Origin of the sequence: Nocardioides cremeus, assembly GCF_030518195.1 — a bacterium.
GTDB lineage: Bacteria > Actinomycetota > Actinomycetes > Propionibacteriales > Nocardioidaceae > Nocardioides > Nocardioides cremeus.
The window spans coordinates 51,927-75,446 of record NZ_JAULSC010000001.1 but is presented as its reverse complement, the minus strand read 5'-3'; the positions used below and the strand labels follow the sequence as shown (position 1 = coordinate 75,446).

22 protein-coding genes are annotated in these 23,520 nt (G+C 74.7%); 13 read left to right on the top strand and 9 right to left on the bottom strand.

Annotated features, from left to right (window positions below):
- Positions 1-46: 46 nt before the first annotated feature.
- Genes QWJ41_RS00340 through QWJ41_RS00325 form a run of 4 tightly spaced genes read left to right on the top strand, consistent with a single transcriptional unit; the run spans position 47 to position 4,279 of the window.
- On the top strand, positions 47-577 hold the full coding sequence (locus QWJ41_RS00340; protein ID WP_302705120.1) for a PadR family transcriptional regulator: 531 nt from the start codon (positions 47-49) through the stop codon (positions 575-577).
- Complete coding sequence (locus QWJ41_RS00335; protein ID WP_302705119.1) at positions 574-2,646, top strand: NADPH-dependent 2,4-dienoyl-CoA reductase; 2,073 nt, start codon at positions 574-576, stop codon at positions 2,644-2,646. Before QWJ41_RS00340 ends, QWJ41_RS00335 begins: the two co-directional genes overlap by 4 nt.
- Before the next feature lie 32 nt (positions 2,647-2,678).
- Complete coding sequence (locus tag QWJ41_RS00330; protein ID WP_302705117.1) at positions 2,679-3,122, top strand: HIT family protein; 444 nt, start codon at positions 2,679-2,681, stop codon at positions 3,120-3,122.
- A gap of 2 nt (positions 3,123-3,124) precedes the next feature.
- Complete coding sequence (locus QWJ41_RS00325) at positions 3,125-4,279, top strand: aminotransferase class I/II-fold pyridoxal phosphate-dependent enzyme (protein WP_302705116.1); 1,155 nt, start codon at positions 3,125-3,127, stop codon at positions 4,277-4,279.
- Positions 4,280-4,598: 319 nt separating this feature from the next.
- On the opposite strand, the gene QWJ41_RS00320 is transcribed toward QWJ41_RS00325, so the two are convergent.
- From QWJ41_RS00320 to QWJ41_RS00310, 3 genes are read right to left on the bottom strand one after another with little or no spacing between them, the layout of a single operon-like run.
- A complete protein-coding gene (locus QWJ41_RS00320; protein WP_302705115.1) occupies positions 4,599-5,525 on the bottom strand; it encodes a hypothetical protein in 927 nt (308 codons plus the stop codon).
- The gene (locus QWJ41_RS00315; RefSeq protein WP_302705114.1) at positions 5,522-6,595 is read right to left on the bottom strand and encodes a sulfotransferase family protein; all 1,074 of its coding nucleotides are present in this window, start codon (positions 6,593-6,595) and stop codon (positions 5,522-5,524) included. Before QWJ41_RS00315 ends, QWJ41_RS00320 begins: the two co-directional genes overlap by 4 nt.
- A gap of 28 nt (positions 6,596-6,623) precedes the next feature.
- Positions 6,624-7,970: a GH1 family beta-glucosidase gene (locus QWJ41_RS00310; RefSeq protein WP_302705113.1), complete on the bottom strand. Its 1,347-nt coding sequence runs from the start codon at positions 7,968-7,970 to the stop codon at positions 6,624-6,626.
- A gap of 16 nt (positions 7,971-7,986) precedes the next feature.
- Between QWJ41_RS00310 and QWJ41_RS00305 the strand changes: the two genes are divergently transcribed.
- The gene (locus tag QWJ41_RS00305) at positions 7,987-8,664 is read left to right on the top strand and encodes a pirin family protein (protein WP_302705112.1); all 678 of its coding nucleotides are present in this window, start codon (positions 7,987-7,989) and stop codon (positions 8,662-8,664) included.
- A 29-nt stretch (positions 8,665-8,693) separates the two neighbouring features.
- Here QWJ41_RS00305 and QWJ41_RS00300 read toward each other — a convergent pair whose 3' ends face one another.
- Both QWJ41_RS00300 and QWJ41_RS00295 read right to left on the bottom strand, forming a co-directional pair.
- Positions 8,694-9,887 carry a PKD domain-containing protein gene (locus tag QWJ41_RS00300; RefSeq protein WP_302705111.1) on the bottom strand — a complete coding sequence of 398 codons (1,194 nt, stop codon included), beginning with the start codon at positions 9,885-9,887 and terminating at the stop codon, positions 8,694-8,696.
- A 110-nt stretch (positions 9,888-9,997) separates the two neighbouring features.
- Positions 9,998-10,261, bottom strand: a complete 264-nt coding sequence (locus QWJ41_RS00295) for a hypothetical protein (RefSeq protein WP_302705110.1) — start codon at positions 10,259-10,261, stop codon at positions 9,998-10,000.
- A gap of 61 nt (positions 10,262-10,322) precedes the next feature.
- Between QWJ41_RS00295 and QWJ41_RS00290 the strand changes: the two genes are divergently transcribed.
- Positions 10,323-10,967 carry a hypothetical protein gene (locus QWJ41_RS00290; RefSeq protein WP_302705109.1) on the top strand — a complete coding sequence of 215 codons (645 nt, stop codon included), beginning with the start codon at positions 10,323-10,325 and terminating at the stop codon, positions 10,965-10,967.
- A gap of 45 nt (positions 10,968-11,012) precedes the next feature.
- Here the strand turns inward: QWJ41_RS00290 and QWJ41_RS00285 are convergent, their stop codons facing one another.
- A complete protein-coding gene (locus QWJ41_RS00285) occupies positions 11,013-11,933 on the bottom strand; it encodes a diacylglycerol/lipid kinase family protein (RefSeq protein ID WP_302705107.1) in 921 nt (306 codons plus the stop codon).
- On the bottom strand, positions 11,930-13,552 hold the full coding sequence (locus QWJ41_RS00280; RefSeq protein WP_302705106.1) for an FAD-binding oxidoreductase: 1,623 nt from the start codon (positions 13,550-13,552) through the stop codon (positions 11,930-11,932). The genes QWJ41_RS00285 and QWJ41_RS00280 overlap by 4 nt, the downstream gene beginning before the upstream one ends.
- Positions 13,553-13,569: 17 nt before the next feature.
- Here QWJ41_RS00280 and QWJ41_RS00275 point away from each other — a divergent pair, with 17 nt between their 5' ends.
- The 5 genes from QWJ41_RS00275 to QWJ41_RS00255 all read left to right on the top strand — a co-directional run bounded on the left by QWJ41_RS00275 (position 13,570) and on the right by QWJ41_RS00255 (position 18,572).
- A complete protein-coding gene (locus QWJ41_RS00275; RefSeq protein WP_302705105.1) occupies positions 13,570-14,184 on the top strand; it encodes a TetR/AcrR family transcriptional regulator in 615 nt (204 codons plus the stop codon).
- Positions 14,181-15,758: a glycerol-3-phosphate dehydrogenase/oxidase gene (locus QWJ41_RS00270; RefSeq protein ID WP_302705104.1), complete on the top strand. Its 1,578-nt coding sequence runs from the start codon at positions 14,181-14,183 to the stop codon at positions 15,756-15,758. The genes QWJ41_RS00275 and QWJ41_RS00270 overlap by 4 nt, the downstream gene beginning before the upstream one ends.
- Before the next feature lie 79 nt (positions 15,759-15,837).
- Complete coding sequence (locus tag QWJ41_RS00265; RefSeq protein ID WP_302705103.1) at positions 15,838-16,890, top strand: sigma-70 family RNA polymerase sigma factor; 1,053 nt, start codon at positions 15,838-15,840, stop codon at positions 16,888-16,890.
- A complete protein-coding gene (locus QWJ41_RS00260) occupies positions 16,887-17,498 on the top strand; it encodes a maleylpyruvate isomerase N-terminal domain-containing protein (RefSeq protein WP_302705102.1) in 612 nt (203 codons plus the stop codon). The genes QWJ41_RS00265 and QWJ41_RS00260 overlap by 4 nt, the downstream gene beginning before the upstream one ends.
- Positions 17,499-17,579: 81 nt before the next feature.
- Positions 17,580-18,572, top strand: a complete 993-nt coding sequence (locus QWJ41_RS00255) for a helix-turn-helix transcriptional regulator (protein WP_302705101.1) — start codon at positions 17,580-17,582, stop codon at positions 18,570-18,572.
- Here the strand turns inward: QWJ41_RS00255 and QWJ41_RS00250 are convergent.
- Positions 18,562-19,578 carry a DUF2332 domain-containing protein gene (locus tag QWJ41_RS00250; RefSeq protein WP_302705100.1) on the bottom strand — a complete coding sequence of 339 codons (1,017 nt, stop codon included), beginning with the start codon at positions 19,576-19,578 and terminating at the stop codon, positions 18,562-18,564. The two genes, QWJ41_RS00255 and QWJ41_RS00250, sit on opposite strands and share 11 nt — an antisense overlap.
- Positions 19,579-19,750: 172 nt before the next feature.
- Here QWJ41_RS00250 and QWJ41_RS00245 point away from each other — a divergent pair, with 172 nt between their 5' ends.
- Complete coding sequence (locus QWJ41_RS00245; RefSeq protein ID WP_302705099.1) at positions 19,751-20,266, top strand: NfeD family protein; 516 nt, start codon at positions 19,751-19,753, stop codon at positions 20,264-20,266.
- 67 nt (positions 20,267-20,333) lie between these two features.
- Positions 20,334-21,845: a flotillin family protein gene (locus tag QWJ41_RS00240; protein WP_302705098.1), complete on the top strand. Its 1,512-nt coding sequence runs from the start codon at positions 20,334-20,336 to the stop codon at positions 21,843-21,845.
- Between the two features lie 118 nt (positions 21,846-21,963).
- On the opposite strand, the gene QWJ41_RS00235 is transcribed toward QWJ41_RS00240, so the two are convergent.
- Positions 21,964-23,442: an NAD-dependent succinate-semialdehyde dehydrogenase gene (locus QWJ41_RS00235; protein WP_302705097.1), complete on the bottom strand. Its 1,479-nt coding sequence runs from the start codon at positions 23,440-23,442 to the stop codon at positions 21,964-21,966.
- Positions 23,443-23,520: the final 78 nt, after the last annotated feature.

The following is a 23,520-nucleotide window of genomic DNA, read 5'->3' as shown; positions in this document are numbered from 1 at the left end:
GAACCCAGGCTTGCAACTCGTTGCATAGGTCGGGCACGATACGGGCATGGCCCTCGAGCACGCCCTGCTGGTCGCCCTGAGCGAGCAGCCGGCCGCCGGACTCGAGCTGAGCCGACGCTTCAGCCGCTCGATCGGCTACTTCTGGGGCGCCACCCACCAGCAGATCTACCGGGTGCTGGGCCGGATGGAGGCCGACGGCTGGCTGCGCGCCACCACCGTCGAGCAGGCCGGGCGCCCGGCCAAGAAGGTCTACGAGGTCGCCGACACCGGACGCGAGGTGCTGGCCGCCTGGCTCGGCGAGCCCACCGCCACCCCGCCGCTGCGCTCCGACCTGGCGGTCAAGATGCGCGGCGCCTCCTTCGGCGACCGGACGGCCGTGCTCGACGTCGTGCGCGCCGACCTCGCCGAGCACCGCGCCCGCCTGGAGCGCTACGAGCAGCTGATGACCCGCGACTACCCCGACCCGACCACCCTGAGCGGCCTCGAGCTCGACCAGTACCTCGTCCTGCGCGGCGGCGTGCTGGCCGAGCAGACCTCGATCACCTGGCTCACCGAGTACCTGGAGGCACACGCATGAGCAGCAACCCCGACCCCGACCAGCACGGCCCCTACCCCCACCTGCTGGAGCCGCTGCAGCTCGGGTCGCTGACCCTGCGCAACCGCGTGGTGATGGGCTCGATGCACACCGGGCTCGAGGACGCGCCGTGGGACGTGCCCAAGCTGGCGGCGTACGCCGCTGAGCGTGCGCGGGGCGGGGTCGGCCTCATCGTCACCGGCGGCTACGCCCCGACCAAGCGCGGCTGGCTCAAGCCGTTCGCCTCCGAGCTGACCACCCGGCTGCAGGCGATGCGGCACCGCCAGGTCACCGACGCGGTGCACGACGAGGGCGGCGCGATCGCGCTGCAGGTGCTGCACGCGGGCCGCTACGGCTACCACCCCTTCATCCACTCCGCCTCCGACCGCAAGAGCCCGATCACGCCGTTCAAGCCGTCGGCGATGTCGTCGCGCCAGGTCGACCGCACCGCCACGGCGTTCGCGAGGACCGTCGCGCTGGCGGTCAAGGGCGGCTACGACGCGGTCGAGATCATGGGCTCCGAGGGCTACCTGATCAACCAGTTCCTCGCCGAGCGCACCAACCAGCGCGACGACGAGTGGGGCGGCAGCGCCGAGAAGCGGATGCGCTTTCCGCTCGAGGTCGTGCGCCGCACCCGCGACCTGGTCGGCGACGACCTGCCGATCATGTACCGGATCTCGCTGCTCGACCTCGTCGAGGGCGGCCAGAGCTGGGACGAGGTCATCACCCTGGCCCACCAGCTGACCGAGGCCGGCGTCAGCGTGCTCAACACCGGCATCGGCTGGCACGAGGCCCGCATCCCCACGATCATCACCCAGGTGCCGCCGGCCGCGTGGCGCTCGGTGACCGCGCGACTCAAGGCCGAGGTCTCGGTGCCGGTTTGCGCGTCCAACCGGATCAACACCCCCGAGCTGGCCGAGTCGATCCTCGCCGAGGGCGGCGCCGACCTGGTCTCGATGGCCCGCCCGCTGCTCGCCGACCCCGAGTTCGTCACCAAGGCCGCCGCCGGGCGCGGCGACGAGATCAACACCTGCATCGCCTGCAACCAGGCCTGCCTCGACCACACCTTCTCCAACAAGACCGCCTCCTGCCTGGTCAACCCGCGCGCCTGCCGCGAGACCACGCTGGTGCTCGCCCCGACCCGCGTACGCCGCTCGGTCGCCGTGGTCGGCGCCGGCCCGGCGGGCCTGGCGACGGCCGTCTCCGCGGCCGAGCGCGGCCTGGCGGTGACCCTCTTCGAGGCCCAGCCCGCGCTGGGCGGCCAGTTCCGCCTGGCGATGGCGGTGCCCGGCAAGGAGGACTTCGCCGAGACGCTGCGCTACTACACCCGGCGACTGGAGGTGCTCGGCGTCGACGTGCGGCTCTCGACCCGCGCCACCGCCGCCGACCTGGCCGGCTTCGACGAGGTCGTGGTCTCGACCGGCGTCGAGCCGCGGCTGCCGGCGATCCCGGGCGGCGACGACCCGCGGGTGGTCTCCTACGCCGACGTGCTCTCCGGCCGGGTGGTGCCCGGCAAGCGGGTCGCGGTCATCGGCGCCGGCGGCATCGGCGTCGACGTCAGCCACTGGCTGGTCCACGACCCCGCCTCCCCCGGCCCCGACGAGGAGGCCGGCGTCGAGGAGTGGATGGCGCACTGGGGCGTCGGCGACCCCAGCCTGCACCGCGGCGGCCTGACCGAGCGCAAGCCGCGCGCGCCGTTCCGCGAGGTGACGCTGCTGCAGCGCAAGACCTCGATGATCGGCAAGGACCTGGGCAAGACCTCGGGCTGGGCGCACCGCGCCGTGCTCAAGCAGTCGGGGGTCGTCCAGGTCGCGGGCGCGACGTACGAGCGGGTGGAGGGGCGCGACGACGCGGTCGTCCTGCACGTCACCGTCGAGGGCGAGGCGCGCGAGCTGGTCGTCGACCACGTCGTGCTCTGCGCCGGGCAGGAGTCGGTGCGCTCGCTCTTCGACGACCTCACCGCCGCCGAGACCCACCCCGGCCTGCACCTGGTCGGCGGGGCCGACGTGGCCGCCGAGCTCGACGCGAAGCGCGCCATCGAGCAGGGCACGCGAGTGGCGGCCGCGCTCTGAGCGGCTGCCGGTCGGGTGGCTAGGGTCGGGGCATGCCGGGCGAGGTCAACCGAGACGACAGCTGCCTGTTCTGCGCGATCGTGGCAGGCACCATCCCCTCCACCAGGGTCGACGAGGACGAGCGGACGGTGTCCTTCATGGACATCAACCCCGCCACCGACGGGCACCTGCTCGTGGTGCCGCGCGCGCACGCGGTCGACCTGACCGACATCACGCCCGAGGACCTGGCGGCCTGTGCGGTCACCGCCCAGCGGCTGGCGAAGCGCCAGCTCGAGGTGCTGGGGGCCGACGGGGTCAACCTGCTCAACTGCACCGGTGAGGCCGCCTGGCAGAGCGTCTTCCACTTCCACCTGCACGTGGTGCCGCGCTACGCCGGCGACCCCGACCGCGACGGGTTGTCGCTGCCGTGGACGCCCGCCCCGGGCGACCCCGACCGCATCGCCGCGACCGGCCGCACCCTGCAGGGCGGGGCCTGAGGATGCTGCGCGACCTCACCGACTCCGAGGCGCGGGCGGCGCTGCCGCTGAAGTGGGGCGCGGTGCCCGAGGGCACCATCCCGGCCTGGGTGGCCGAGATGGACTTCGCGCCCCCGCCGGCCGTCACCGCCGCCCTCACCGCCGCGGTGGGTCGCGGGATGCTCGGCTACTCCGCCTTCCCCGGCACCGCCCAGCCCGCCGACCTCGACGCCGCCTTCCGCGGCTTCGCCGAGCGGCACTGGGGCTGGGACGTGCCGCTCGACTCCTCCACTCCCGTCGGCGACGTGGTCGCCGGGATGCGCCTGGCCCTCGACGAGCTGTGCCCGCCGGGCCCGGTGGTGGTGCCGCTGCCGTGCTACCCGCCGTTCCGCGAGGTCGTCGCGCTGGCCGGGCGCGAGGCGGCGTACGTCGGTCTGGACCCCGACCACGACCACGACGACCGCGCCGCGGCGGCCCTCGACCTGGCCGCGGTCGAGCGGCACCTCGAGGCCGGCGCCCGCACCGTGCTGCTCTGCCACCCGCACAACCCGCTGGGCCGGGTCGCGCACCGCGCCGAGCTCGAGGCGCTGCGCGACCTCGTGCGCGCGCACGGCGCCCGGGTGCTGGTCGACGAGGTCCACGCGCCGCTGGTGCTGCCCGGGCAGGACCGGTTCGTGCCCTACCTGAGCGTCGACCCCGACGCCGTGCTGGTCACCAGCCACTCCAAGACCTTCGGCACCCCCGGCCTGCACACCGCGCAGGTCGTGCTGATGGACCCCGACGAGACCCGGCGGCTGCGCGCGGTGCCGGTGGCCGCCAACCACGGGCACTCCGGGCTCGGGATGGTCGCCGGTTCCGCGGCCTGGCGCGACAGCGACCTGTGGCTGCACGCCCTGCGCTCCCGGCTGCGGGTCAACGCCGAGGACCTGCACGACCTGGTCGCCGAGCACCTGCCCCAGGCACGGCTGCGCCCGCTCGAGGCGACGTACCTGGCGTGGCTCGACCTGCGCGCCTACGGCGTCGCCGACCCGGCCGCCGCCGCGCTCGAGCACGGCGTGCGCCTGGCCCCCGGCCACGACTACCAGCCGGGCCTCGAGGGGCACGTGCGCCTCAACTTCGCCACCTCCGAGCAGCGGCTGATCGAGATCGTGAAGAGGCTCGCCGCCGCCCTCCCCTGACGGCCGAGCGGTCACTTCCGCACCAGCGAGCGGTCACTTCTGCACCCTCTGGGTCGGCGTACGCCGTGTCGTCACCGGGTCTCGAGACGGTTGCTGCGCAACCTCCTCGACCAACGGCGGCGACCACCGTTGGTCGAGCAGGGAGGAGCGCCAGCGACGACCGTCGCCGAGACCCCGTGAGTCACTCGCAGACCGCAACCGTGCTCGCCGTACGCCATGGACTCACCCGGTTTCGGCGACGCTCGAGCCTTCGGCCCTCGCTGCTCAACCAACGACCGGCGCCGACCCGGCCGGTTCGAACGAGCCGGCTCGCGGGGGGTCAGACCTCGAGGCGGCCCTTGCGGCGGACGAGGGGGCGCTCGGCGCGGGGCAGCCAGGTGCGGGTGACGTGGTCGACGACGTGGACGCCGGGGGGCGACTCGATGCGGTGGAGGCCGGGCACCTCGTGGCCCAGGCCGTCGCGCAGCGCGGAGTACACCTGCCACTCGCGGCGCTTGCGGGGGGCGCGGGAGGTGTCGAAGTCCATGTCGCTCCAGTGCGCGAACTCGTCGCGGTCGAGCCACTTCAGCTCCACGCACAGACCCTCGGGGGCCACGATGCGGGTGGTCGACTCGGGGAACTCGCGCACCTCCCACTCGAAGGCCTTCACGAACGTGAACTCCGGGCCCATCGGGTAGATCCACGGCTCGAGGAAGCGGAAGCCGAGGTCGAGCCAGGCGACCTGGTCGCTCTCCACCGACAGCGGGTGGCGCGGCACGGCGACGATGGCGTTGGAGTCCTCGAGCTGCCACGACAGGTCGCGCAGGATGCTCACGCCCTCGCGGGTCAGCACCATGTCGCCGTCCCACTTCATCGAGTAGGCGGTGCGCACGTGGGAGAACGACCAGTTGTAGAAGTGCGTCAGGGAGTGCACCGAGTCGGGCCGGGTGGCCAGGTGCTCGCTGCCGGCGCGCGAGACCTGGAAGGGGTACGACGTCACGGTGATCCGCTCCCCCGCCCCGCACTCCTCGGCGACCCGCTGGGCCACCTCGGGGGTGCCGTCGTCGGAGAGGTTGTCGACGATGACGACGTGCTGGACCGCCTCGAGCATCGGCGGCAGCACCCAGGGCAGGTTGTGCGCCTCGTTCTTGAGCCGGAACACGCAGGTCAGCCCGGGCCGCAGCGCGCCGTCCTTCCAGGGCCAGCGCACGTCGTAGGCGCTCTCGCCCTCGAGGCAGGCGATGTCGGCGCCGCGCACCGGGCTCATCCGCGCTCCCGCCCGGCGGCGCGACGCAGGCCGCGGCGCACCGAGGGCGGCACCATCGCGCGCACCGAGTGCGGCACCTTGTCGACGGCGCTCGGCGGCGCCGGCTGGGTGCGGGCGCCCTCGCGGCGCGACGCGTCGGCCGTCGAGCGGGTCAGCGCCTGCGCCTCGTCGTACATCTCGGCGTACGCCGCGCGCAGCTCGTCGAGGGTGGCCTGCACCTGCGGAGTGTCGCCGCCCTCGTCGGGCAGCTTGTCGAGGGCCTCCCAGGTCTCCTGGGCGATGTCGCGCAGCCTGCGGGGCACCTCGACGTCGTCCCAGGTCAGCGACACGCGCCGCAGCGAGGGGTCGACGAACTGGTGGACCTGGCGGATGTCGTTGGCCGAGGCCGACTTCACGGCGTCGAGGTCGAAGCGCTGGCCCAGGCCGAAGACCGGCACGGTCCAGTCGTCGAGCATGTCGTGGTAGCGCACGAAGGCGCGGGCCGAGCCGCGGGTGCTGCGCTCGACGTGCAGCATCATGTTGACCCAGGCGGCGGTGCGGTGCACCTCGCTGGTGCGGGCGTCGTAGACGCGCTGCTTGGAGCCGACCACCTCGGTGACCGGGCGCAGCATCGTCACGTAGCCGGCCTCCGCCTCGCTGCGCATCGCCGCGGAGCGCCACAGGCCCAGGAACCACGCGAGGCGGGGGTCCTTGACGACCAGCTCGGGCCCGCCGGCGACCAGCTGCTCCTCGAGCCAGGTGTGCAACCGGGTGCGCAGCGGCTCGAAGTTGTTGAGCCGGCCGGTGTCGAACCACGCCGAGGGCCGGGCGTCGGCCATCGAGACGTTGGTGCGCTCGAGGAGCTCGTCGTGCAGGTCGACGACCCACTGCGACTCCGCGAACCCCTTGGGGTTGGTGTCGTCGGCGGCCACCTCGGGCGCCGGCACGGTCATGCCGAGGGTCTGCAGCGCACCGGCCATGGTGCTGGTGCCGCTGCGTCCCGACCCGACCACGAAGACGACACGTCGCTGCGGCGGGGCCGGGTCGACGAGCTGGGCAGGGGACTCCGAGGGGGTGGGCGCGTCGACCATGGGCCTCAGACTAACGAGGTCGGGCCGTTCAGCCGACCGACCGGGTCTGGGCGGCGATCAACGCGGCGTACCACTCGAACGACGCCTTCGGGGTGCGCACCTGCGTCTCGTGGTCGACGTGGACCAGCCCGTAGCGCTGCTCCAGCCCGTGCACCCACTCGAAGCTGTCGAGCAACGACCACACGTAGTAGCCGCGCACGTCGACCCCGCGCTGGCAGGCCGCGGCCACGGCGCGCAGGTGGGCGTCGAGGTAGAGGATGCGCTCCTGGTCGTCGACCACGCCCGCCTCGTCGGGCCCGGTCGAGTACGCCGCCCCCGACTCGGTGATGACCAGCGGCGGCAGCGCGGCCCGGTAGCGCGCACGCAGGGTGATCAGCCACTCGCGCAGCGCGTCGGGCACCACCGGCCAGCCGATGTCGGTGACCGGGTAGCCGACCAGCTCGCACACCTCGAACGGGATCGGGGAGTCCTCGGGCGCGGCGCCGATCTTGATCGGGCTGTAGTAGTTGACGCCGTAGAAGTCGAGCGGCTGGCGGATCGTGGCCAGGTCGCCCGGGCGCACCGCCTCCTCCACCAGCGGTGCCAGGTCGACCGGGTATCGCCCCAGCAGCATCGGCTCGAGGAACAGCCCGTTCCACAGCGCGTCGAAGAGCTTGGTGGCCCCCACGTCGGCGGGGTCCTCGCTGACCGGCCACATCGGGGCGTGGTTGTTGGCGCAGCCCACCGAGGTGGCGCCGGCGGCGCGCAGCTCGACCACCGCGCGGCCGTGGGCCAGCAGCAGGTGGTGAGCCACCGGCAGGGAGTCGAAGCCGATCTCGCGGCCGGGGGCGTGCATGCCGGTCGCGTGGCCCATGATCGTGGCGACGTTGGGCTCCACGACGGGGATCCAGTGCTCGACCCGGTCGGCGAGCCGCTCGCCGACCACGCCGGCGTACTCCGCGAAGGCCTCGACGGTGGCACGGTTGAGCCAGCCGCCCTCGTCCTCGAGCGCCTGGGGCAGGTCCCAGTGGTAGAGCGCGGCCATCGGGGCGACGCCGTGCGCGAGCATCTCGTCGACGAGCCGGTCGTAGAAGTCCAGCCCCGCGGCGTTGACCGCGCCGCGCCCGGTCGGGAGCACGCGTGACCACGAGATCGAGAAACGGTGGCCGCCGACCCCCAGCCGCGCCATCAGCGCGACGTCGTCGCGGTAGCGGCGGTAGGAGTCGCAGGCCGGCTCACCGGAGGTGGCGTCGAGGACGCTGCCCGGCAGGCTCGTGAAGGTGTCCCAGATCGAGGGGCCCCGACCGTCGACGTCGGTGCTGCCCTCGGTCTGGTACGCCGACGTGGCCGTGCCGAGCCTGAAGCCCGGCGGCAGCTCGGGATAGGAGGCTCGCACCGGCACAATGATGCCTGTGACCGTGGAGATCCGTCGGGGGAACACCCGCTTCTTGACCCGGGTGCCCGGGCGACTGACCCGGCACGCCTTCTCGTTCGGCGAGCACTACGACCCCGAGCGGCTCTCCTTCGGGCCGATGGTGTGCCACGACGACCACCTGGTGCGCGGTGGGCAGGGCTTCGACGAGCACGCCCACAGCGACCTCGAGATCGTCACCTGGGTCGTCTCGGGCGCGGTGCGCCACGTCGACGACGCGGGGCGCGAGGAGGTCGTGCCAGCCGGAACGCTGGCCGTTCTGTCGGCCGGCAGCGGGGTCCGGCACGCCGAGACCGCCGTGGCCGGGGCCGGCCCGACCCGCTGGGTGCAGACCTGGCTGCGGCCCGACAGCACCGGCACCGAGCCGTCGTACGCCGTCGCCCCGGTCGACCCGGGTGCGCGCGGGCTGGTGCCGGCGCCGCTGGGGGTGGGCGTCGAGGGCGCGAGCCTGGCGGTGGCACAGCTGCGGGGCGGCGACACCCTCGAGCTGCCCGCGGCGCCGCGGGTGCACGCCTACGTGACGCGGGGCGCGCTGCTGCGCTCCTCGCTCGCCGAGCCGTTGGTGGTCGGCGACGCCTTCTGCTTCACCGACGAGCCGGCCCACCCGGTGGTCGCGGCGGTCGACACCCAGCTGCTGGTGTGGACCTTCGCGTCCTGAGCCCGGAGGGCCGGCCCGCGCGGTAGCGCTCAGCGCTTCTTGGGCTTGCCGATCTTGATCATGAAGCGCGTCTTGACGGTCTCGGTGCCGTCGTTGACCTTGAGGATGATCCGGTACTGGCCGCGGAAGTCGTAGCGGTTGATCTCCCGGACGCCGCGGCCCTTGTTGCCGTCGCCGAAGTCCCAGCGGTAGGTGAGCGGGTCACCGTCGGGGTCGGTGGCCTTGACGCGGAACCGGATCGGCGACTTGGCGCGGGCCTTGCCCTGGCCCTCCAGCGGCTTCGCGGCGATCCGCTTGACCTGCGGCACCCGGTTGCCCGGCGGTGTGGTGACCGTCTCCGTGGCGGTGGCCGTCGCTGTCGCTGTCGCGGTGGTGGTCGCCGTGGCGGTGGTGGTCGCCGTGGTCGTCGCCGTCGCGGTCGGTTGGCTGGTCACCGTGGTGGTCGCCGTGGCGGTGGGCTGGCTGGTCACCGTCGTCGTCGCGGTGGCGGTCGCCGTCACCGTGGCGGTCGGGTCGGGCGAGGGCGTCTTGTCCCCGACCCGGTAGGTGCACGAGGTCTTGGCGTTGTCGGCCACGGCGTCGGTGACGAGCAGGGAGCGCAGCGACGTGATCTTGAAGCCGCTCAGCACGTCGCCGACCTCGAAGGCGTCCTGGGCCGGGGTCGCCGTCGTCAGGTCGCTGGCGGCGAGCGTCACGGTCACCAGGTCGAGCGCCGGGTCGAAGCTGCCGGCCAGGCCGGTCTTGAGCGTCGCGCCCGACCCGTCGGTCAGCGTGTAGGTGCCGGGAGCCTCGATGGGGACCTCCGGCTGCAGCAGCGGCCGGTCCGCCACCACCACGTAGTCCTTGCCCCCCAGCACGAAGGCCCAGTGGAACAGCTCGCTGGTGCCCCGGAGCCCGCCGCTGAGAACGGAGAGGTCGGTGACCTTGATGTGGAAGGTGATCGCGTCGTCGGTGTCGTTGGTGGAGACCCACGCCTCGCGCAGGTCGAGGCCGTCGGGGTCGAGCGCGGGGTCGACCGGGACGATCAGCAGGTCGTTGACGTCGCCGGCGGGGTCGGTGAAGCGGGCGTCGAAGGCGCAGGCGCTCTGCGCCTGGGCCGGGCCGGCGGGTCCGCCCACGGCGGAGACGACGGCCAGCACGGGCAGGCCCACCAGCGCGGTCCCGAGGGCGGTGGCGACCGCCGCGGACCGGGTGCGGGACCTTCGGGAGGGAAGGGCTGACATGGGGGACTCGCTTCCGGAGGGGGAACCACGGGGTCTAGGTCCAACGCGCCTTCACCTCTGGGGTGACTCGGGACGCACCAGCGGTCTAGACCCCGCGGGCCCTGGTCCGCTCAGTCGCTGCCGCCGGGGCGCCGTTCCTGCCGGCGGTCCTCGTCGCCGAGCCCGCCGAGGTGGGTCGCCAGCGCGACTAGCAGCAGGAAGCCGCCCCAGACCAGTCCGGCGACCAGCACCATGCCGGGTGCCTGGAGGTCCCCGGTGACCTGCACCAGCACCAGCGCGGCCGCCGTCGCGATCGCGATCGTCCAGCCCCCGCGGCGCGCCAGCCGGGCCGGACGGGTGCCTGTCGAGCCGGTCGGCTCCGCGGGATCGCTCACGACCTCACTGTAGTGAGGTGCCCGGCCCGGCCCGCCTGCGGCGATGCGGCAGGCTGGACCCATGGAACCCGACGGCACCCGCGAGCGCCTGGCCACCTGGCTCGAGGAGCTCGGGCTCGTCGACCACCTCGCCGAGGCCGGCCTGCCGACGATGGCGCGCGACCCCGAGGGCCGTGCCGTGTGGACCGACCCGGTCACCGGTGACGAGCTCAGCGACGACCAGGTCGCCGACCTCGACGCCGTGCTGCACCAGGAGGGCAGCGACCCCGCGCACGCGGTGCCGGTGCCGCTGCTGCAGATCGCCCAGCAGGCGCGGGTGCACGACGAGCTGCTGACCAGCCCGTGGCACACCTACGAGTCCCTGGCCCGGCTGCGCGGCGCCTCGGTCGAGCGCACCCGCTTCGCGGTGCACAAGGCGGCCGGGCTGCACCGCCTGCTGGTCGTCACCGGCCCGACCGGCGCGATGGTGCCCGCCTTCCAGCTCGACGCCGCAGGCGAGCCGCGCCCCGAGCTCGCACCGCTGCTCGAGCCGCTGCTCGGCGCGGGCATGGACGGCTGGCGGGCCTGGGCCTGGCTGACCCGGCCCGCCGCCCTGGCCGCGGGGCTGGTGCCCGAGCAGGCCGCCGGCAGCCACGACCCCGCCGACGTCGACGTCGTACGCCGCGCGGCGCAGCGCCTGGCGCGCACCCTCAGCGGCGACGGCTGACGCTCGCCGAGCCGGCGCCAGTTCCCGCCGAGCCGGCGCCAGTTCCTAGCCGATCACCCGCAGCGCGCCGGGGCGCACCTCCACCACAGCCGGCGCCCGACCGAGGCCGGGCAGCTCGCCGAGCGGCTCGCCGTCGCCGCCCACCGGCAGCGGGCTGCGGCCGTCGGCGTTGAGCTCGACCCGGGCGCCGCGCAGCACCGTGACCTGGGGCAGGTCGACGTGGGAGCCGTCGTAGATCTTGGGGAACGAGCGCACCAGCGCGGTCCGCGACGCGGCCTCGACGACCACGACGTCGAGCAGGCCGTCGTCGATGACGGCGCCGGGGGCGACCTTCATGCCCTTGCCGTAGTAGGCGGAGCCGGCCACCACGACGAGCCCGGCGGCGTACTCGCGCGCGTCGCCGTCGACCGCCACCCGGAACCGGCCGGGCCGGTAGGTCGCGATCGCGCGGACCGCGGCCAGCGGGTACTGCAGCTTCTGCGGGGTCCAGCGCATCCGGTCGACCATCGCAGCGGCACGAGCATCGATGCCGGAGTAGACCGACCCAGCCACCAGCCTGCTCGGCTCGCCGGGCAGGGTCCAGGCCAGCAGGTCGACCTCGCGCACCGGCGCGTGCAGCAGGTGCTCGGCGACCGCGGCCGGCTCGGAGGCCAGCCCCAGCATCCGTGCGAAGTCGTTGCCACGACCGGCCGGCAGCACCCCGAGCACCCCGCCCGCGGTCGAGACCGCGCCGGCCAGGTGGGAGAGCATGCCGTCGCCGCCCACCGAGACCACGACGTCGCCGCGCTCGACGGCGGCCCGCACGAGGTCGTCGGTCGCGCGCGGGCCCGGCGAGTAGGTCACGTCGACCGAGGCGCCCGCCTCACGCAGCAGGCGGGCCACCGGCACCACGGCCTCGGGTGCCGCTCCGCCCCCGGAGGCCGGGTTGACCAGGAACGTGAAGGAGCGCTCGGCGGCGGCGCTCACGGGACCAGCACCCCCGGGTTGAGCACGCCGGTCGGGTCGAGGTCGGCCTTGACCGCGCGCAGCACCGAGGCGCCCAGGTCACCGATCTCGGCGCCCAGCCACGGCCGGTGGTCGGTGCCGACGGCGTGGTGGTGGCTGATGGTGGCGCCGTTGGCGACGATCGCGTCGTTGGCCGCGGCCTTGGCCCGACCCCAGCGCTCGATCGGCGCCTCCCCCGCGCTGGTCGCGACGGTGAAGTAGAGCGAGCAGCCGGTCTCGTAGACGTGGGAGATGTGGCACAGCACGATCGCCGACCCGCCCTCGGAGCCGAGCTCGCGCTCCAGGGCGGCGCGCACGTCGGCGTACAGCGCGTCGACCTTCGACCAGAAGGTGGCGGTCTCGAGGGTCTCGACCAGCACGCCGACGTCGAGCATCGAGTCGCGCAGGTACGGCGCGTGGAAGCGGCCGTGGACCCACGACTCGCCCGGCTCCTCGCCGAGCGGGGTGCCGCCGAGGCCGCTGAGGATCTCGGTGACCGCGGCTCGGCGGGCCTCGACCTGGGCGGGGGCACCCTCGTGGCCCACGATCATCAGGCAGCCGGTGGACTCCTCGCCGATCGCGTCGGGCCGCGCCAGGTTGAGCCCGGTCTCGGCCTCGTCGGAGAGCCGCAGCACGGTGGGCAGCGTCCCCGCCTGGGCGAGCGTGCGCATCGCGGCGGCCCCCTCGACGAAGGAGTCCCAGCGCCAGCCCTCGTAGACCTTCACCTCGGGCAGCCGGCGCACCCGCACGGTGACGGCGGTGATCACGCCGAAGGCGCCCTCGGAGCCCAGCACCAGCTGGCGCAGGTCGGGGCCGGCGGCGTTGGCGGGCGACGAGCCGAGCCGCCACTCCCCACGAGGCGTGGCCACCCGCAGCCCGACGACCATCTGGTCGAAGCGCCCGTAGCCGGCGCTCGACTGGCCCGAGGAGCGGGTGGCGGCGAAGCCGCCGATCGAGGCGTGCTCGAAGGACTGCGGGTAGTGGCCCAGGCACAGGCCGTGCTCGGCGAGCAGCGCCTCGGCCTCGGGGCCGCGCAGGCCGGGCTCGAGGGTCGCGGTCATCGAGACCTCGTCGACCTCGAGCAGCGCGTCGAGGCGGACCAGGTCGAGGGAGACCAGGCCGGCGTAGCCGTCGCGGCGGGCCGCCAGGCCACCGGTGACGCAGGTGCCGCCGCCGAAGGGCACGACCGCCAGGTGGTGCTCGACGGCCAGGGCGAGCACGCCGGCGACCTCGTCGTGGCTGCCCGGGCGCACCACGACGTCGGGGGCGTCGGCCAGGTCGCCGGCGCGGGCACGCAGCAGGTCGGGGGTCGACTTGCCCCGGGTGCGCAGCCGTCGCGAGGCGTCGTCGACGTGCACGTGGTCGGTGCCGACCACGTCGCCCAGCGCCGCCAGCACGCTGTCGCCGAGCCCCACCGGGGGCAGCTCGACGTCGGTCGCGGCGGGCGTCTCGTGCAGGCCGAAGGCGAGCTCGACCAGCCCGCGGGCGGCCTCGGGCAGCGCGGTCGCGGCGCCCGGGTCGCCCCAGCGCTGCGGGTGCATCTCGCGCGGGTGCGCACCGGTGGTCGGGGAGCCGTGGGGAGCAGCGGTGTCGTGGGTCACGTGTTACAGTGTGACACATGACGTCACTGTGTCACAACGATACGCCGCAAGATCCTCGCGACGCCTACCTCGACGCGGCCCGCGAGTGCATCCTCGACGTCGGCTGGCGGCGTACGACGCTCACCGAGGTCGCGCGGCGCGCGGGCGTCTCGCGGATGACGATCTACCGCTCCTGGGCCGACATGCCGACCCTGCTCGGCGACCTGATGACCCGCGAGTGGTCGGGGCTGGTCGCCCGCACCGTCGCCGACGACCCCACTGACACGGGCAGCGGACCGGCCGGCGCGGTCGAGCGGATCGTCGACGAGGTGGCGCGCACCGTCGAGGCGCTGCGACGCAACGAGCTGTTCGTGCGCATCGTCGAGCTCGACCCCGAGCTGGTGCTGCCCTACCTGCTGCACCGCCGCGGCCGCTCCCAGGAGCTGATCGCCACCCTGCTCACCGACGAGCTGGCCCGCGGCCAGGCCGCCGGCCAGGTGCGGTCGGGGTCGCCGCTGGCGATCGCGCGCAGCCTGGTGCTGGCCGCCCACGGGTTCGTGCTCTCGGCCCACACCATGGTCGACGACGACGTGTCGGCCGCCGACCTCGACGCCGAGCTGCGCCACCTGCTGGCCCGGGCGCTGCGCCCGTGAGCGCCGAGACCGGCATCCGCGCCGGCCTGGCCGGGGCGCCCACCGAGGTCGACCTCGTCGTCGTCGGCCTCGGCGTCACCGGCACCGGGGTCGCCCTCGACGCGGTCACCCGCGGGCTGTCGGTGCTGGCCGTCGACGCCCACGACCTCGCCTTCGGCACCTCGCGCTGGAGCTCGAAGATGGTCCACGGCGGGCTGCGCTACCTGGCCCAGGGCCAGATCGGCGTCGCCCACGAGAGCGCCGTCGAGCGCGGCATCCTGATGCAGACCACCGCGCCCCACCTGACCCGCGCGATGCCGATGCTGATCCCGATCACCTCGGGCACCGCTCCCCTGCAGCGGCTGCTGTCGCGCAGCGGGCTGGCCGCCGGCGACCTGCTGCGCCGCGGCGCGCGCACCAGCGCCGAGACGCTGCCCCGCCCGCGCCGCCTCTCGCGCACCGAGACCCTCTCGATGGCCCCCGGCCTGCGGCCCGCCGGGCTGCGCGGGGGCCTGCTCGGCTGGGACGGCCAGCTCGAGGACGACGCCCGCCTGGTCACCACCATCGCGCGCACCGCAGCGTCGTACGGCGCCCACGTGCGCACCCGCGCCCGGGTGCTGCGGGCCGGCGGCACCGAGGTGACGCTGCGCGACGAGACCACCGGCGCCACGACGACCGTGCGGGCCCGCGCGGTCGTCAACGCCGCCGGCGTGTGGGCCGGCGACCTGGCCGACGAGGTGACCCTGCGCCCCAGCCGGGGCACCCACCTGGTGCTGCGCGGCGACCGGCTGCCGGGGCTGCGCACCAGCGTCTTCGCCCCGGTGCCGGGCTCGACCAGCCGGTTCGTGATGGTGCTGCCCCAGCCCGACGGCACGATCTACGTCGGGCTGACCGACGAGCCCGCGCCGGGCCCGGTGCCCGACGTGCCGCAACCCACCGAGCCCGAGATCGGCTTCCTGCTCGACGTGGTCGCGGCGACCTTCGCGACCCCCCTGCGCCGCGACGACGTCGTGGGCGCGTACGCCGGGCTGCGCCCGCTGCTCGACGTCACCGGCCCCGACGGGGCCGCCGGCTCCGGGCAGACCGCCGACCTGTCGCGCCGGCACGCGGTGCTGACCGGGCGCAGCGGCATGGTCACCGTGGTGGGCGGCAAGCTCACCACCTACCGGCGGATGGCCCAGGACGCCGTCGACGCCGCGGTCGAGACGGGTGGGCTGGCGGCCGGGCCGTGCACCACCGCGACCCTGCCGCTGCTGGGCGCCGCGCCCCGACCGGTGCTCGACGCCCTCGAGGAGCCCGCCCGGCTGGTACGCCGCTTCGGCACCGACGCCGCCCTGGTGCTGGCCACCGCCCGCGAGGTCGCGGCCCGGGCCGGCGAGCCGCTCGACGACGAGCAGCTGCTGGCCCCCGCGGCCGAGCAGGTGCCGGTGACGCTGGCCGAGCTGGTCTTCGCGGTGACCCACGAGGGCGCCCACGACGTCGACGACCTGCTCGAGCGGCGTACGAGGGTGGGACTGGTGGCCGCCGACCGGGCGCTCGCCGAGCCGCTCGCCGAGCGGGCCCTCGCGCTGGTGGGGCGAGCGATGAGTTCGTGAGCCTGGCCGGGTCGGAGCAGTGAGGCGCACACTGTGAGGAGCACACCCGATGACGGCACCGGCGACGGAGACCCCGCGCATGACCTCTCGCACCACACCCACCGCGGCACCCACTCCGACACCCACCTCGGCACAGGCCGAGCTGGGCGACTTCCCGGCCCTGACCCAGCGCTACTCGCGTGAGCTGCTGGCGCACTGCTACCGGATGAGCGGATCGGTGCACGAGGCCGAGGACCTGGTGCAGGAGACGTTCCTGCGCGCGTGGAGGGCCTCGGCGGCCTTCGAGGGCCGCTCTTCGGTGCGCACCTGGCTCTACCGCATCGCCACCAACGTGTGCCTGACCAACCTGGAGGGCCGGCCCCGGCGGCCGCTGCCCACGGGCCTGGGCACCAGCGACCAGCCCGCCGGCGACGCCCTCGAGCAGGACCACGAGATCGCCTGGCTCGAGCCGGTGCCCGACGCCGCGGTGGTGGTCGAGGAGCGCGACTCGATCCGGCTGGCCTTCGTCGCGGCCCTGCAGCACCTGCCCGCCCGCCAGCGGGCGGTGCTGATCATGCGCGACGTGCTGCGCTGGAGCGCCGCCGAGGTCGCCGAGGCCCTCGAGACCACCAGCGCCGCGGTCAACTCGGCGCTGCAGCGCGCGCACGCACAGATGAGCGCCCGGGCGCTGACCCAGGACACCGTCGAGCCCGACCTGAGCCCCGAGCAGCAGCACCTGCTCGAGCGCTACGTCGACGCGTTCTGGCGCAAGGACGTCGACCAGATCGTCTCCATGCTCACCGCCGAGGCGGTGTGGGAGATGCCGCCCTTCACCAGCTGGTTCCGGGGGCGCGCCAACATCGCCTGGCTGATCGGCAACGAGTGCCCCGGCGGCACCCGCGACATGCCGATGCTCGCCACCCGCGCCAACGGCCAGCCCGCCTTCGGGATGTACATGCGCGGTCCCGGCGGCGACTTCACGCCGTTCCAGCTGCAGGTCCTCGAGATGACCGGCCCGCCCGAGGCCCCCGAGATCCGCCAGGTCGACGCGTTCTTCGACCCCCGGCTCTTCACCGCCTTCGGCCTGCCCGCGAGCCTCCCGGCCGACCACGTACCGCAGGGCACCGACACCCTGCCCGGCGTCCCCGGATGAGCACGCGGCTCGACCACGCGGTCGGGCTGCTGGAGCGCTCGCTGGTCGGCACCCGGTCGGTGCTGGGCCGGGTCGGCCCCGGCGACCTGGGGCGACCCACGCCCTGCGCCGCCTGGGACCTCGCAGCCCTGCTGGACCACATGGACGACTCGCTCGGGGCCTACCTCGAGGCCAGCCACGGCGCGCTGCGGCTGCTGCCGGCTCACCGGGCCGCCGCGCCGACGTACGACGACCCCGCGGCGCGGCTGCGGGCCCGGGCCTGCACGCTGCTCGGTGTCTGGTCCGCCGCCGCCGAGCAGGGCCTCGACGACGTCGAGCTGGCGGGCCCGGGTGGCCAGCGCGTGGGCCTGCCCGCCGAGCTGCTGGTCTCGACGGCCGCGCTCGAGGTCGCCGTGCACGGCTGGGACGTGGCACGCAGCCTCGGCGAGCCGAGCGACCGTGACGGCGCGACCGGGGCGCTGCCGCCCGACCTGGCCGCGGCGCTCTTGCCAGTGGCGCGCTGCACGGTCGCGTGCGGGCGCGCCGAGGGGCACTTCGCCGACGTCGGCGCCGCTCGGCCCGGCGCCGGGCCGGTCGAGACCCTGCTCGCGCTGGTGGGCCGGGCCTGACAGGTGGGGCCTGACTGGACCGGGCCGGGCGTTCCCGGGGAAGAAGCGGCGGGCAAAGTTTTACCTTCCTACGCTGCTCGCATGCCGCACACCCGATCGGGGGGCCCGACCACCCGCATCGCGCCCGCCACCCCGCTCCAGCACGCCGGAGCACTGCTGCGAGCCGGCCGGGTGCGCGAGGCGTCCGCGGCGCTGTCCGCGCTCACGGCGGACCCGCCCCGCGGCCACATCGAGCGGGCCGGCCTGCTGGCGGCCCGGGCCGAGGTCCTCGTCGGGCGGGGCGACCTGACCACCGCCGCGACCCTCGTCGGGCCGCTGCTCGAGCTCGTCACCGTGCCGGGACCCAGCGGGCAGGCGGGCGCAGCGGTGGCCCACCACGCGCTCGGCGAGCTCGCTGCCGCAGCCGGTGACGTCGACTCCTCGGTCGAGCACCACGCCCGGGTCGGCGTGCTGGCCCCCGGGGCCGACCCCGAGCAGCTGCCCTGGCGCGCCAACCAGGCACTGGCGCTGGCTCGGGCCCGCCGCGGCGACGACGCCGCCCGCCAGGCCCGGGCCCACCTGCGGGTCGGCCGGGCCGTGGGGTCGGCGTACGCCGTCGCGCACGGCCTGCGCGCCCTGGCCACGGTCAGCCCGACCGTCGACGGGGTCGCGCTGCTCGAGGAGGCGCGCGACGCGCTGGGCTCGGTCGGCGCGGCCCGGCTCGGGGCGCAGGTCGACACCGACCTCGCCGGACTGCTGGTGCTCTCCGGCAGCGGGTCCTCGCTGCGGGTGCTGCGCCTGCTGCGCGACGCCGAGACGTACGCCGCCACGGAGGGCCTGTGGCCGCTGCGCCAGCGGGCCCGGCGCCTGCTCGACCTCGTCGGCGCCGGCGCCGAGGGACGCAGCGAGGCGCTGGCGGCGCTGACCGTGGCCGAGCGCCGGGTCGCCGAGCTGGCCGTGCAGGGGCTCAGCAACCGCGAGATCGCGACCACGCTGGTGGTGACGGTCAAGGCCGTCGAGTGGCACCTGTCGCGGGTCTACCGCAAGGTGCGGATCACCTCGCGGCGCGAGCTCGCCGGCGCGCTCATGAGCTGAGGTCGGTCCAGGTCAGGGTGCGGCCGTGGCCGTGGGTCCAGGCCACGGCCCGCCCGTCGAGGCCGAGCACGAACGACCCGGGCGGCGGGGTCGGGCCGGTGCCGGTGACGGCCGGCAGCACGTCGGGGCCCTCGTTGCTGACCCAGTGGCACGCCCCGTCGGCGACCAGCCCCCGCAGCATCTCCTCGGCCTCGCGCCGGGCCGGCTCGGGCAGGTAGCTCAGCACCGCGCTGTGCTGCACCACGACCCGCCCGTGGGCGGCGGCCCGCTCCACCAGCGCCGGCAGCTCCTCGAGCAGGTCGCCCGCCACGAGGTGCGGCGGGTCGCTGCGCGCCACGTCGACCGCGGCGGCCAGCACCCGGCGCCGGTCGTCGTGCTCGGGCCAGACCAGCGTCTCGAGCCACGCCGTCGCGTCGGGGTCGGTGACGTCGAGGGGGTGCAGGTCGACGCCGCCGCGCCAGGCGATCGTGGGCAGCTCCCGGGGCAGTGGGGCACGGGCACCGTCGTGGCTCCCGACCCGGCACTCCAGCACCGGCCGGGCACCGTCGGTGCCGACCTCGTGCACGACCCGCCCGTCGTGGTCGAGGTAGCGGTGGCCCCAGCGGTCCGGGTAGAGGCAGAGCCCCGCGCTCGCCCCGACCTCGACCAGCGCCAGCGGCTCGGGGCCCAGCGTGGCCAGGGTGGCCAGCGCCGGCAGCAGCGTGGCCATCCGGCCGGCCTCGTTGGTCTGGGTGCGCCGCGACAGGATCGTGGCCCGGACCGGCCCGTCGTCGCCCAGCAGCGCCGCCCGCAGCGCGGCGTACGGCGCAGGGGTCGCGACGCCGTGCCAGCGTGCGGCCGCGAAGACCAGGTTGGGCTGGCGGCGCGGCGCCGGGAGGGTCTCGAGCCAGGCCCGCACCTCCGCGTCGCCGACCACCCCGAGCGCCCACTCGGTGAAGCACGGCGAGTCGTCGGTGTACCTGGCGAAGTCCTCGTAGACCGCGACCACGTCGCCCTCGACCAGCATGCGCCCCAGTATCCGACCCGGCCCGAACTTCCCGCCGACCCGGCCCGAACTTCCCGCTGACCCGGCCCGAACTTCCCGCCGACCCGGCCCGAGCTTCGCTCCGAGCCGGCCCGGACCGTCCTGGGTAAAGACCGGTGCTGCGCCGGCCGTCGGAGTGAGGGAGGCTGGGCACGTGACGACGTACCTCATCATCGGTGTGCTCGGCCTCCTGCTGCTCCTGGTCTCGCTGGCCGTCGGCGACCTCCTCGACGGTGCGCTCGACGCACTGGCCGGCGACACGTTCTCGAGCGCGGTGATCGGGGCCTTCCTCTCGGCGCTGGGCTTCGGCGGTGCGCTGGCCGAGGGTCTCGGGGCACCGCTGCTGGTCTCGGTGCCCGCGGGAGTGGCTGCGGGCGTCGGCTTCGCCTGGTTCGCCGCCTGGCTGACCCGGCTGCTGCGCGACGACACCTCGGGCACCTCTCCGCGCACCGACGACACCGTCGGCCGCGAGGCGGTCGTGCTCACGGCCATCCCCGCCGACGGCTACGGCACGGTCAAGGTGCTGGTCGGCGGGCACGAGATGCGGCTCAACGCCCGCCTCGACACCGACCACCCGATCCCGGTCGAGCCCGGCACCCGGGTGCACGTCACCGGCAGCGTCTCCCCCACCGCCGTCACGGTCGCGCCCACCTGGCGCGAGCTCGGCTGATCCCCGGCACCACGACCTAGCACCACGACCCGGCACCACCTCGCCCCAGTCTCCCAAGGAGCCCCGTGTGAAGACGTCCGTGCTGATCCCCGTCGGCGGATTCGTCGTCCTCTTCGTCCTGCTGGTGCTGCTGGTCACCAGCCGCTACAAGGTGGCCGGGCCCAACGAGGCCTTCATCGTCACCGGCCGCAAGGGCAAGGCGGTGGTCAACCCCGAGACCGGCGAGCTGACCACCGACCTGTCGGGGCAGAAGGTGATCCTCGGCGGCGGCACGTTCGTCATCCCGTTCGTGCAGAAGCTCGGCACCCTCGACCTGTCCTCGCGCCGGATCTCGGTGCAGATCCGCGGCGCCGTCTCGGGGCAGGGCATCAAGCTCAACGTCGAGGGCGTGGCCATCGTCAAGGTCGGCGGCAACGCCGACCAGATCCGCCTGGCCGCCCAGCGCTTCCTGTCCCAGCAGGCCGACGTCGAGTCCTACACCCAGGAGGTGCTCGCCGGCGCGCTGCGCTCCATCGTGGGCGGGCTGACCGTCGAGCAGATCATCCGCGACCGCGCGGCCTTCGCCCAGCGGGTGGCCGACGAGTCCGAGAACTCCCTGACCGGCCAGGGGCTGATCCTCGACACCTTCCAGATCCAGGACGTCACCGACGACGGCACCTACCTGGCCGACCTGGGTCGTCCCGAGGCCGCCCGGGTCGCGCAGGAGGCGCGCATCGCCGAGGCGAATGCCCGCCAGGCCGCCGAGCAGGCCCAGATCGCCGCCGAGCAGGAGATCGCCATCTCGCAGCGCGTGCTGGCCCTCAAGCAGTCGGAGATCAAGGCCGAGACCGACGCCGCGTCCGCGCAGGCCGCGGCCGCCGGTCCGCTGGCCCAGGCCGACCGCGACCAGTCGATCCTCACCGAGCAGGAGAAGGTGGCGGTGCGGCAGGCGGCGCTGACCGAGCGCCAGCTCGAGACTGAGGTCCGCAAGCCCGCCGACGCCGAGCGCTACCGCGTCGAGCAGGAGGCCGAAGCCCGCCGCAGCGCCGAGATCGCGGCTGCCGAGGCGCGCAAGGCCTCGACCATCGCGGCCGCCGAGGCCAAGGCCCAGGAGGCCCGGCTCTCCGGTGAGGCCGAGAAGTCCCGCCGCGCGGCGCTCGCCGAGGCGGAGGCGATCGAAGGTGAGCGGCGCGGTGCCGCCGAGCGCGCGCGGCGTACGGCGGAGGCCGACGCGACCCGGGCCGAGGGCGAGGCCCAGGCCGCGGCGACCCTGGCCGTGGGCCAGGCCGAGGCCGAGGCGATGGACCGGCGCGCCGAGGCGTTCGCGCACTACAACGACGCCGCGGTGCTGCAGATGCTCATCGAGGTGCTGCCCAAGGTCGCCAAGGAGGTCGCGGCGCCGATCAGCGCCATCGACCAGCTCACCGTGATCTCGACCGACGGTGCCGGCGCGATGCCCAAGCAGGTCACCGACAACGTCACCCAGACGATGAGCATGCTCAAGGCCACCACCGGCCTCGACCTCGAGGCGCTCATCAAGAGCTCGGTGGGCAAGGCCGCCGCGAGCAGCGGCCTCGAGGCCTCCGGCACCGACCAGTGACGACCGGCCCGGACCTCCGCAGGTGGAGGTCCGGGCCGGGTCGGCGCGAAGCTCGGGCCGGGTCAGCGCGAGGTTGGGGCCGGGTCAGCGCGAGATGGGGGCCTGGTCGCGGGGTGGGTCAGGTGGCGGGGAGGGCGACGTACGTCGTCTCGAGGTACTCCTCGATGCCCTCGAAGCCGCCCTCGCGGCCGAAGCCGGAGGCCTTGACGCCGCCGAACGGCGCGGCGGGGTTGGAGATCAGCCCGGTGTTGACGCCCACCATGCCGAAGTCGAGGGACTCGGCCATCCGGATCGTGCGGGACAGGTCGCGGGTGTAGACGTAGGAGGCCAGGCCGTACTCGGTGGCGTTGGCGGCCGCGACGGCCTCCTCCTCGGTGCTGAACGTGGTGATCGGCGCGACCGGCCCGAAGATCTCCTCGGTGTTGATGGCCGAGTCGGCGGGCACGTCGAGGAGCACGGTCGGCTGGTAGAACCACCCGGCACCGTCGGGCCGTGCGCCGCCGGTGACCACCCGGGCCCCGTCGTGCACGGCGTCGGTGACCAGCCGGGCGACCGAGTCGACCGCGTCCTCGTCGATGAGCGGGCCGACGTCGACGCCGTCGTCCTGGCCCCGGCCCAGCGTGAGGCCGCCCATCCGGGCCGCGAGCTTCTCGGCGAACTCGGCTGCGACGTCCTGGTGCACCAGGAACCGGTTGGCCGCGGTGCAGGCCTCGCCCATGTTGCGCATCTTGGCCACCATCGCGCCGTCGACCGCGGCGTCGAGGTCGGCGTCGGCGAAGACCAGGAACGGGGCGTTGCCGCCCAGCTCCATGCTCACCCGCTGCAGCTGGTCGGCGGACTGGCGCACCAGGGTGCGGCCCACGCCGGTCGAGCCGGTGAAGGAGACCTTGCGCAGCCGGTCGTCGCCCTGCAGGGCCTGGCTCATCTCCTTGGCGTGGGTGGAGGGCAGCACGTTGAGGACCCCGTCGGGCAGCCCGGCCTCGCCGAGGATCGCGGCCAGCGCCAGCATCGTCAGCGGCGTCTGGGCGGCGGGCTTGATCACCATCGTGCAGCCGGCGGCCACCGCCGGCCCGATCTTGCGGGTGCCCATCGCCAGCGGGAAGTTCCACGGCGTGACGAAGAAGCACGGCCCGACCGGCTTCTTGATGGTCAGCAGGCGGCTGCCGCCCGCGGGCGCCTGCATCCACCGGCCGTGGATGCGCACGGCCTCCTCGGAGTACCAGCGGAAGAACTCGTTGCCGTAGCCGACCTCGCCCTTGGCCTCCTTGACGGTCTTGCCCATCTCGAGGCTCATCAGCATCGCCAGGTCGTCGGCGCGGTCGGCGATCATCTCGAAGGCACGGCGCAGGATCTCGCCGCGCTCGCGCGGCGGCGTCGCGGCCCAGCCGGCCTGTGCGGCGACCGCGGCGTCGAGCGCCTCGACGGCATCGCCCACGGAGGCGTCGGCGACCCGGGTCAGCACCGAGCCGTCGGCCGGGTCGTGCACGGCGAAGGTGGCGCCGTCCTCGGCGTCGCGCCACCGGCCCCCCACGAGGAGTCGGCGGTGCTCGTCGGGCAGCAGGGCGGCGAGGTCGGGGGTCAGGTCGGGACCGGTCATGGCGCGATCCTCGCACCACGATCCGCTCCGCCCAACGCCTTCACCCGACCGGCGGGTCGTGGCATACTCGGAGACGTC